The sequence below is a fragment of the Actinomadura sp. NPDC048032 genome (assembly GCF_040653175.1).
GTDB lineage: Bacteria > Actinomycetota > Actinomycetes > Streptosporangiales > Streptosporangiaceae > Spirillospora > Spirillospora verrucosospora.
The window spans coordinates 1-9,524 of sequence record NZ_JBEZJP010000332.1 but is presented as its reverse complement, the minus strand read 5'-3'; the positions used below and the strand labels follow the sequence as shown (position 1 = coordinate 9,524).

Annotated in this window: 10 protein-coding genes; 8 read left to right on the top strand and 2 right to left on the bottom strand. The window is 73.6% G+C overall.

The window, feature by feature from the left end; all coding sequences use genetic code 11:
• The first annotated feature begins 225 nt into the window (after positions 1-225).
• From AB0C69_RS31390 to AB0C69_RS31365, 6 genes are read left to right on the top strand one after another with little or no spacing between them, the layout of a single operon-like run.
• Positions 226-429 (top strand): hypothetical protein, encoded by a 204-nt coding sequence (locus AB0C69_RS31390; protein WP_360358635.1) that lies wholly within the window; start codon positions 226-228, stop codon positions 427-429.
• A 55-nt stretch (positions 430-484) separates the two neighbouring features.
• Positions 485-1,021, top strand: a complete 537-nt coding sequence (locus AB0C69_RS31385) for a SigE family RNA polymerase sigma factor (RefSeq protein WP_360358634.1) — start codon at positions 485-487, stop codon at positions 1,019-1,021.
• Entirely contained in the window at positions 1,018-2,073 is a 1,056-nt protein-coding gene (locus tag AB0C69_RS31380) for a hypothetical protein (protein WP_360358633.1), read from the top strand. The genes AB0C69_RS31385 and AB0C69_RS31380 overlap by 4 nt, the downstream gene beginning before the upstream one ends.
• Before the next feature lie 50 nt (positions 2,074-2,123).
• The gene (gene deoC / locus AB0C69_RS31375; RefSeq protein WP_345173263.1) at positions 2,124-3,047 is read left to right on the top strand and encodes a deoxyribose-phosphate aldolase; all 924 of its coding nucleotides are present in this window, start codon (positions 2,124-2,126) and stop codon (positions 3,045-3,047) included.
• Positions 3,048-3,049: 2 nt separating this feature from the next.
• On the top strand, positions 3,050-4,480 hold the full coding sequence (locus AB0C69_RS31370; protein WP_345173265.1) for an aldehyde dehydrogenase family protein: 1,431 nt from the start codon (positions 3,050-3,052) through the stop codon (positions 4,478-4,480).
• Positions 4,473-5,327: an aldehyde dehydrogenase family protein gene (locus tag AB0C69_RS31365; RefSeq protein ID WP_360358632.1), complete on the top strand. Its 855-nt coding sequence runs from the start codon at positions 4,473-4,475 to the stop codon at positions 5,325-5,327. The genes AB0C69_RS31370 and AB0C69_RS31365 overlap by 8 nt, the downstream gene beginning before the upstream one ends.
• A gap of 62 nt (positions 5,328-5,389) precedes the next feature.
• Here the strand turns inward: AB0C69_RS31365 and AB0C69_RS31360 are convergent, their stop codons facing one another.
• Complete coding sequence (locus AB0C69_RS31360) at positions 5,390-6,358, bottom strand: hypothetical protein (protein WP_353834800.1); 969 nt, start codon at positions 6,356-6,358, stop codon at positions 5,390-5,392.
• Positions 6,359-6,387: 29 nt separating this feature from the next.
• Between AB0C69_RS31360 and AB0C69_RS31355 the strand changes: the two genes are divergently transcribed.
• Positions 6,388-6,633 (top strand): DUF2630 family protein, encoded by a 246-nt coding sequence (locus tag AB0C69_RS31355; protein ID WP_345173269.1) that lies wholly within the window; start codon positions 6,388-6,390, stop codon positions 6,631-6,633.
• The gene (locus AB0C69_RS31350; protein ID WP_360358631.1) at positions 6,630-7,604 is read left to right on the top strand and encodes an LLM class flavin-dependent oxidoreductase; all 975 of its coding nucleotides are present in this window, start codon (positions 6,630-6,632) and stop codon (positions 7,602-7,604) included. The genes AB0C69_RS31355 and AB0C69_RS31350 overlap by 4 nt, the downstream gene beginning before the upstream one ends.
• A 27-nt stretch (positions 7,605-7,631) precedes the next feature.
• On the opposite strand, the gene argS is transcribed toward AB0C69_RS31350, so the two are convergent.
• A complete protein-coding gene (gene argS / locus AB0C69_RS31345; protein WP_360358630.1) occupies positions 7,632-9,377 on the bottom strand; it encodes an arginine--tRNA ligase in 1,746 nt (581 codons plus the stop codon).
• Positions 9,378-9,524: the final 147 nt, after the last annotated feature.

The following is a 9,524-nucleotide window of genomic DNA, read 5'->3' as shown; positions in this document are numbered from 1 at the left end:
TCTGGCTCTCGGTCGGCGCGGGCGCCATGTGGCTCGGATTCCTGTACGTGTTCCCCGTGCTGTTCGCCGCGACGCCGGACAGGGGCTCCGGGCCTGGCTGGCCGACCTGAAGTCCGCCGCCGAGGCCCGCGCCGGCCACGGCCGGTGACGAGGCGCCGCCGGTGACGAGGCGCCGCCGCTACTGGGCGGCGAGCTCGGTGGTGGCGCGCCCGCCGTTCCAGAGCTGTGGGACGCCTGCGACCGGCGGCCGGTGTGCAGGCGTCCGGCGCCGTCCGCGGACGCCCCGCCGCGGACCCCGCCCCCGACCCGGGCTACGACTACGGCATGGGCGGACGCGGCCTGCTGATCGTCGAGGAGTTGGCGGCGCAGTGCGGCGTGGTCCCCACCGAGCCGCGCGGCAAATGGGTCTGGGCCCGGATCGCCCTGTGAGGAGCTCCGGGCGCGGGCGTGCAACCTTTCGCGGGGGCCGGCGCATCAGGAAGGTGTGGAGCAGTCGAGGAGCGCGCGGTCCGCGAGCCGTGACGAGGAGTTCACCGCCTACGTGACGTCGCGGATGGCGTGGTTACGCCGGGTCGCGTACCTGCTGTGCCAGGACTGGCACCGGGCGGACGACCTAGTCCAGTCCGCGATCACGCGCCTGTACCTGCACTGGCGGAAGGCGTCGGCGGCCGAGAACCTCGACGGCTACGCGCGGACGGTGCTGGTCAGGGTGTTCCTCGCCGAGCAGCGCGGCGGCTGGCGGCAGCGGGTCCGGGTCGTCGACCGGATGCCGGACGAGGCCGCCGAGTCCGCCGACCACGCGGGCCGGATCGACCTGCGGTCGGCGCTGGCGGCGCTGCCTCCGAGGCAGCGGGCCGCCGTGGTGCTGCGGTTCTACTGCGACCTGTCGATCGAGCAGGCCGCCGGCGTCCTGGACTGCTCGGCCGGGACGGTCAAGAGCCAGACCGCGTGCGGTCTGGACGCGCTGCGGCGCGCACTGGAGCCGGCATGGGATCTCGCGGAAGGGGAGAAGCCGGCATGAACGACCTCAAGGAGAGGCTGGAACGCCTCGCGGACGCCCCCGCCCCCGCCTCGGCCGTGGACGCCGCGGCCGCGGTGGCGCGGGCCCGGCGAATCCGGCGGACGAGACGGGCGGCCGCCGCCGCGGTCGTCGCCGTGGGCGTCACCGCGGCCGTCGCGGTGGTCGCGCTGGTCCCGTCGTCCGGTGACCGTTCGAGCGGGGTGGTGGGCACGGCCAAGTATCCGAGCCCGCTGGTGGAGAAGGCCGCCTTCGGGTGGCTGCCCCCCGGCTACGCGCGGACGCGGGTCACACAGGACGAACAGCGTGCGACGGTGTTCACGGCGTCCGCCGGCCGCGGGCCGGGGAGCATGGCGATCGAGCTGAGCGTGCTCCCGCCGGGGGTGCGGCCGGGCGTCCCGCGGCTGCCGGGAGGACGCAAGGGGCGCCTGACGAGGGCGGCGCCGGTCAACGGGCGCCCCGCCTACTGGTCGATCAAGCCCGGCGGCCCGGGATCGGCCCAGGTGGCGGCGGAGTTCCGGTGGGAGTACCGCCCGAAGGCCTGGGCGCTGCTGTCGGTCAACGACCGCGCCGTCGCCGACCCGGCGACCGTCCAGCGCATCGCGGCCGGGGTGGGCTTCGGCGGCGGACGGCCGGCCGCGTTCCCCGTGCGCGTCACCGGGCTCCCGGCCGGGCTGAAGATCACGAGGGTCTGGGCCGGCACGCTTCCGGACGCCATGTTCTCCTTCGCCGTCCCCGGGCGGGACGGCGAGCTGATCATCTCCCTGACCCCGGCCCGTCCGCGCGGCCGGTCCTCCGACGCCAACACGACCGTCGACGGGCATCCGGCGTTCGACACGCGGCTGCCGCACCCCGGGCCGACGATCGGCCGGGTGCCCGCGGCGAAGTCGCAGATCCTCAATGTCTACGGGGTGCGGGGGTTCGACGTCGGCCTCCAGGCGACCGGGGAGCCGCTGCGCCGCCTCCAGGTCCGGGGCGGGCTGACGGGCCTGTACCGCCGGACCACTCCGCTCGGCGCCGACCCGGCCCGCTGGACGACCGAACCGCTGCGCTGAGCGCCCGTTTTGTGCCTGGGACGTAGTTCGGCGATGCTGGGGGAGTGTCAATGGAGACTCTGAACAGCGCCGCCGAGCTGCGCGCCTTCCTGCACGGCCTCCCCGGGGTGGACCGGGTGGGCGCCGAGGAGCGGGCGGCGCGGCTCGCCACCCGGTCGGTCAAGACGTCGGCGAAGGCCGCGGCGATCGACCTGGCGATCTCGATGGTGGACCTGACCACGCTGGAGGGCGCGGACACGGCGGGGAAGGTGCGGGCCCTGTGCGCCAAGGCCGCGCACCCCGACCCGGCGGACGCCTCGGTCCCGGCGGTGGCGGCGGTCTGCGTGTACCCCGACATGGTCGAGGTCGCGGTGCGGGCCCTGGCCGGGACGGGGATCGGCGTCGCGAGCGTGGCGACGGCCTTCCCGTCCGGGCGGGCGCCGATGGAGGCCAAGCTGGCCGACACCCGGGCGGCGGTGGCGGCGGGCGCGGCCGAGATCGACATGGTGATCGACCGGGGCGCGTTCCTGGCCGGCGACTACGCCAAGGTGCACGACGAGATCGTCGCGGTCAAGGACGCCTGCGGGACCGCGCACCTGAAGGTGATCCTGGAGACCGGCGAGCTGGCCACCTACGACAACGTGCGGCGCGCCTCCTGGCTGGCGATGCGCGCCGGGGCCGACTTCATCAAGACCTCCACCGGCAAGGTGTCGCCGGCGGCGACGCTGCCGGTGACGCTGGTCATGCTGGAGGCCGTCCGCGACTACCGGGCCGCGACCGGGCGGCAGGTCGGGGTCAAGCCCGCGGGCGGGATCCGCACCACCAAGGACGCGATCAAGTACCTGGTGCTGGTGAACGAGACCGCGGGACCCGACTGGCTGGCGCCCGAGTGGTTCCGGCTCGGGGCCTCCTCGGTGCTGAACGACCTGCTGATGCAGCGACGCAAGCTCGCCACCGGGGTGTACTCCGGTCCCGACTACTTCACGTTGGATTGATCATGGTTTTCGAGTACGCGCCGGCGCCCGAGTCCCGGTCCGTCGTCGACATCCGCGGCTCCTACGGGCTGTTCGTCAACGGCGAGTTCACCGACGGGCACGGCGAGCCGTTCAAGTCCGTCAACCCGGCCGACGAGACCGTCCTGGCCGACATCGCCTGCGCGGACGAGGCGGACGTCGACCGCGCCGTGCGGGCCGCCCGCACCGCCTACGACAAGGTCTGGGGCCCGATGCCCGGGGCCGAGCGGGCCAAGTACCTGTACCGGATCGCGCGGATCGTCCAGGAGCGGGCGCGCGAGCTCGCCGTGCTGGAGTCGATCGACAACGGCAAGCCGATCCGCGAGTCGCGGGACGTGGACGTGCCGCTGGCGGCGGCGTGGTTCTTCTACTACGCGGGCTGGGCCGACAAGCTGCGCCACGCCGGGTTCGGGCCCGACCCGAGGCCCGTCGGGGTGGCGGGGCAGGTCATCCCGTGGAACTTCCCGCTGCTGATGCTGGCCTGGAAGATCGCCCCCGCGCTGGCGTGCGGCAACACCGTCGTGCTCAAGCCGGCGGAGACGACGCCGCTGACGGCGCTGCTGTTCGCCGACATCTGCCGCCAGGCCGAGCTGCCGCCCGGCGTGGTCAACATCGTCACCGGCGCCGGCGAGACCGGCGCGGCCCTCGTCGCGCACCCGGGGATCGACAAGGTCGCCTTCACCGGCTCCACCGACGTCGGCCGGCAGATCGCCCGCACCCTCGCCGGGACCGGCAGGAGGCTGACGCTGGAGCTCGGCGGCAAGGCCGCCAACATCGTCTACGAGGACGCCGCCCTCGACCAGGCCGTCGAGGGCATCGTCAACGGGATCTTCTTCAACCAGGGCCACGTGTGCTGCGCCGGGTCCCGGCTGCTCGTCCAGGAGTCGGTCGCCGGGGAGGTGCTGGAGCGGCTGAAGGCGCGGATGGCGACGCTGCGGGTCGGCGACCCCCTCGACAAGAACACCGACATCGGGGCGATCAACTCCGCCGCGCAGCTCGCGCGGATCCGGGAGCTGTCGGACGCGGGCGAGGCCGAGGGCGCCGAGCGCTGGTCGCCGCCCTGCGAGCTGCCGGCCCAGGGGTTCTGGTTCGCGCCGACCCTGTTCACCGGGGTGGCGCAGTCGCACCGGATCGCCCGCGAGGAGATCTTCGGGCCCGTGCTGTCCGTGCTGACGTTCCGCACGCCGGAGGAGGCCGTCACCAAGGCCAACAACACCCCGTACGGGCTGTCGGCGGGCATCTGGACCGAGAAGGGGTCGCAGATCCTGTGGACGGCGCAGCGGCTGCGGGCCGGGGTGGTGTGGGCCAACACGTTCAACAAGTTCGACCCGGCCTCCCCGTTCGGCGGCTACAAGGAATCGGGGTTCGGCCGCGAGGGCGGACGCCACGGACTGGAGGCCTACCTCAATGCCTGACCGTCTCTCCGTGCGCAAGACCTACAAGCTCTACATCGGGGGCGCCTTCCCCCGGTCCGAATCCGGCAGGTCCTACCCCGTGACCGACTCCAAGGGCCGCTTCCTCGCCAACGCCTCCCAGGCGTCCCGCAAGGACGCCCGCGACGCCGTGGTCGCCGCCCGCAAGGCGTTCCCCGGCTGGTCCGGACGCACCGCCTACAACCGCGGCCAGATCCTGTACCGGATCGCCGAGATGCTGGAAGGCCGCCGCGACCAGTTCGTGGACGAGCTGCGCCAGGCCGGCGCGTCCAAGGGCGCCGCCGGTACGGAGGTGGACGCCGCCGTCGACCGCTGGGTCTGGTACGCGGGCTGGGCCGACAAGCTGGACGCCGTGGCCGGGGCCGCCAACCCCGTGTCCGGGCCGTTCTTCAACTTCTCCACGCCCGAGCCGACCGGGGTCGTCGCCGTCGTCGCGCCCGACTCGCCGCTGCTCGGCCTGGTGTCCGTCCTGGCCCCGGTCATCGTGTCCGGCAACACCGCAGTGGTGGTGGCGTCCGAACCGGCTCCGCTGCCCTCCGTCACCCTCGCCGAGGTGCTGGCGACCTCCGACCTGCCGGGCGGCGTCGTCAACATCCTCACCGGCCGCCGCACCGAGATCGCCCCCTGGCTGGCCGCCCACATGGACGTCAACGCCCTCGACCTCGCGGGCGCGCTCCCCGAGCACCTCCAGGAACTGGAGGAGAAGGCGGCGGGGAACCTCAAGCGCGTCCTGCTCCCGACGGGCGGCGACTGGACCGATGAGCCGGGAACCGCACGTATGACCGCGTTTCTGGAGACCAAGACCGTCTGGCATCCGGTGGGCGTCTGAGCTGAAATGACGCGGCGTGTGTAGAGGGTCACGAAGTGTGGAATAGATCTCCCCGTAACTGATCACAGTGGGGGGAGATCAGTGCCTACCAAGACCGAATCGCGTACGGCGAGCCGAGGGTCGGCCGCCCGTACGAAGAGCACATCAGCGACCAAGTCCACTGCCGCCAGGAAGCCGGCGGCGAAACGGACCTCGGCGGCGAAGGCGCCGTCGCGGTCCACGACCAGCCGCACGACCGCGACCAGGAGCGGCACGGCGAGGAAGCCCGCCGCGCCCAGCCGGTCGTCGGCGTCGTCGTCGGCGGCCGCGACCCGCGTCACCAAGGCCGCGAGCCAGGCCAAGACCGCCGCGACGCAGATGAAGTCGGTGGCGACCAAGGCGTCCTCGTCGGCCAAGGCCATGACGGCGATGACCAAGGCGATGACCAGCGCCACCAAGGCCATGTCCGACGCCGCGAAGGCGATGGACGCGGCGGCGAAGGTCATCACCACCACCGCCAAGCCGACGGGGACCCGCGCCGCGCCGGCGAGGAGGACCACGGCGGCGAGCAGGAGCGGCACGAGCCGGACCACGGCCCGCAAGTCCACCACGGCGGCGTCGAGCCGGTCCGGGACGGCCTCGGCCCGGACGACCGCCTCGAAGTCGTCCACGGCGCGCAAGTCCACGTCCAGGGCGGCAACGTCGCGGACGGCGGCATCGGCGAAGACGTCCGGCACCGCGAAGACGTCGGGGACGGCGAAGGCGTCCGGGACGGCCCGCAAGCCGGCCGCGCCCAAGTCCAGGGCCAGCGCCGCCCGCAAGTCGACGTCGTCGCGGACGACCGCGAGCACCAGGTCGGGCACCGCGAAGGGGTCGGCCAGATCGGGGACCGCCAAGTCCGCGGCTCCGGCCCGCAGGACGCCCGCGCGGACGACGACCGCGGGCACGTCCGCCGCGCGGCCGGCGCCGCCGCCACCGCCCGTCGTGGAGCCGAAGACCAACTCGCTCCAGCACTCGACGCGGACGGACGGCGGGTTCCTGAGCGGGCTCACCGACCGCGGCCGCGAGCGCTGAGACCGCGATGGACGAGAAGGACATCCTGGCGCGCATCGACGAGTACGTGGGGGAGGAGCGGCGGCTCCGCGAGCGGTACCAGCGCGACGAGCTCGACCGCGAGGAGGAGCACCGGCGGCTGGAACGGCTGGAGGTCGCGCTCGACCAGTGCTGGGACCTGCTGCGCCGCCGCCGGGCCAGGCTGGAGGCCGGCGAGGACCCCGGCGGCGCGGAGGTCCGGCCGCCGGACGAGGTCGAAGGCTACCTGCAATGACGGCGTCCCGGCCGCGGCGCCCGCTGCGGTTCGGCCTGTCCGTCGTCCCGGACGCCTCCGCTCCGCTGCTCCACACCGCCCGGGAGGCGGACCGGTTCGGGCTCGACCTGCTCGGGATCCGCGACCAGCCGTACCGGCGCGACACCGCCGACGCGCTCGCGCTGATGGCGGCCGTGCTGGCCGGCACGTCCCGGATCCGGGTGCTGCCCGCGGTGGCGTGCCTGCCGCTGCGGCCGCCGGCCGCGCTCGCCAAGGCGATCGCGACGATGGACCGGCTCAGCGGCGGCCGCGCCGAGCTCGGTCTCGGCACGGGGATGGAGCCGGGCGGCGTCGAGGCCTACGGCGGGCCGCGCCTGGACGGCGCGGCGTCGCGGCGCGCCCTGGAGGAGGCCGTGCAGCTCATCCGGCTGCACTGGAGCGACCAGAACGGGCTGCGGTTCGCGGGCGAGCACTACCGGTTCGCGGCGGCGCAGGCGGGCCCGGCGCCCGCGCACCAGATCGGCATCTGGTTCGGCGTCACCGGGCCGCGCGGCCTCGACCTCGCCGGGAGGGTCGCCGACGGCTGGATCGCGCCGTCGTCGCTCGTCCCGCCGAAGCGGCTCGCGGACGGGCAGCGCCGCGTCGACGAGGCCGCGCTGAGAGCCGGTCGCCGGCCCGGCGAGATCCGCCGCGTCTACGTCCTCGAAGGGGAGGTCGACGGGCGGGAGTCGCGGGGCTTCCTGCACGGCCCGCCGCGCCAGTGGATCTACGAGCTGACCGAGCTGGCCGTCGGGCACGGCGTCGACACGTTCCTGTACGGGGGCGACCCCGAGCAGCTCCCGGTGTTCGCCCTGGAGATCGTGCCGGCCGTCCGCGAGCAGGTCACCCGCGAACGGGCCGGGCCCGCGCAGGGCCCCGCCCAGGGGGAGGCCCGGCCGCAGGCTCCGTCCGTTCCCGGCCAGCCCTCGCCGCGCGGCACGAGCGTGCCGTGACCCGGGGCGCCGCGCCCGGCGCCCGTCTCACATGCGCTCGGGGGTGGGGACGCCGAGGAGGTCGAGGCCGGTGACGAGCGTGCGCAGCGTCGCCGCGCACAGCGCGAGCCGCGACGCCCGCGTCTGCTCGTCGGGGGCCTTCAGCACCGGGCAGTTCTCGTAGAACGTCGTGTAGGCGTCGGCGACCGAGTAGACGTAGCTCGCCAGCCGGTGCGGCTCGGCGGTCTCGCCGGCCTGCTTCAGCACGGCGCCGAACCCGAGCAGCTCCAGCGCCAGCGCCCGCTCGGCCGGGTGGACGAGGGTGATCGGGCCGGTCGCGTCCTCGGGGGCCAGGCCGCCCTTCCTGAAGATCGACCGGATCCGCGCGGTCGCGTACTGCAGGTACGGGCCGGTCTTGCCGTTGAACGAGATCATCCGGTCGAAGTCGAAGGTGTACTCGCTGTCGCGCGCCACCGACAGGTCGGCGTACTTCACCGCGCCCATGCCGACCGCCTGGACGATCTCGGCCCGGGTCGCGTCGTCGAACGGCTCGTCGTGCTGGATCTCGTCGAACACGGCGCCGGCCCGCTCGACCGCCTCGTCCAGCAGCTCCGCCAGCTTGACGGTGCCGCCGGCCCGGGTCCGCAGGATCTTGCCGTCGGTGCCGAGGACGTTGCCGATCTGCGCGTGCTCGGCCCTGACCTCGTCGTTCAGCCAGCCCGCCATCCGCGCGACGGCGAACACCATCTGGAAGTGCAGCGCCTGCGGCGCCCCGACCACGTAGATCATCCGGTCGACGTGCTCGGTGTCGACCCGGTACCGGATCGTCGCGAGGTCGGTGGTGGAGTAGTTGTAGCCGCCGTCGCTCTTGCGGATGATCACCGGGAGCGGCTCGCCCTCCCGGCCGGTGAACCCGGGCGGGAACGCGCACAGCGCCCCGTCGCTGATCACCGCGATGCCCTTGTCCTCCAGCTCCCGGGCGGTCGGGGCCAGCAGGTCGTTGTAGTAGCTCTCGCCCTTGATGTCGTCGTCGGTGAGGGTGACGCCGAGCCGCCCGTAGACGGAGTTGAAGTACCGCTTCGACACCTCGACGAGGACGTTCCACAGCCGCAGCGTCTCGGCGTCGCCCGCCTGGAGCGCGACGACCCTGCGCCGGGACCGGTCGGCGAACGCCTCGTCGCCGTCGAACTTCTCCCGCGCGGCCTGGTAGAACGCGGTCAGGTCGCTGACGGACGAGTCGTCCCGCGCGGCGGCGTCCTCCCCGAGGTCGAGCAGGTGCTCGATCAGCATGCCGAACGGGGTGCCCCAGTCGCCGACGTGGTTGTCCCGGACGACCTCGTGCCCGAGGAACGCCAGGATCCGCGCGATCGCGTCGCCGACGATCGTGGTCCGCAGGTGCCCGACGTGCATCTCCTTCGCCACGTTCGGAGAGGAGTACTCGACGACGACCTTCTGCGGCTTGTCGGCCAGGGGGACGGCGAGCCGCTCGTCCTCCAGGGCCCGCTGCGCCTCGCCGGCGATCCACTCGTCGCTGAGCGTCAGGTTGATGAACCCGGGCCCGCTGACCTGCACCTGCGACACGACCCCCGCCGTGTCGAGGTGCGCCGCGATCTCCTCGGCCACGTCTCGCGGCTTGCGGCCCAGCTTCTTGGCCAGCGGCAGCGCCACGTTGGCCTGAAGGTCGGCGAACTGCGACGGCCGGATGACCGGGTCGGTGTCCGCGTACGACGGTCCGAAAGCGGCGCTCAGCGCGGCCTGGACCCGGGCGGCGAGTACGAGTTGCGGATCGGGCATGTTCCAAGGTTATCGGCGACGCGGAGGGGCCCGGAATCGGTTTTGGGCGGGGCTAGGGCCTGTTTCTTGGATCGACTGACGGTGGGCGTTGGTTGGGTCACTGTGGGTTGATGGGCCGTGGTGACTTGACCGATGCGCAGTGGGAGC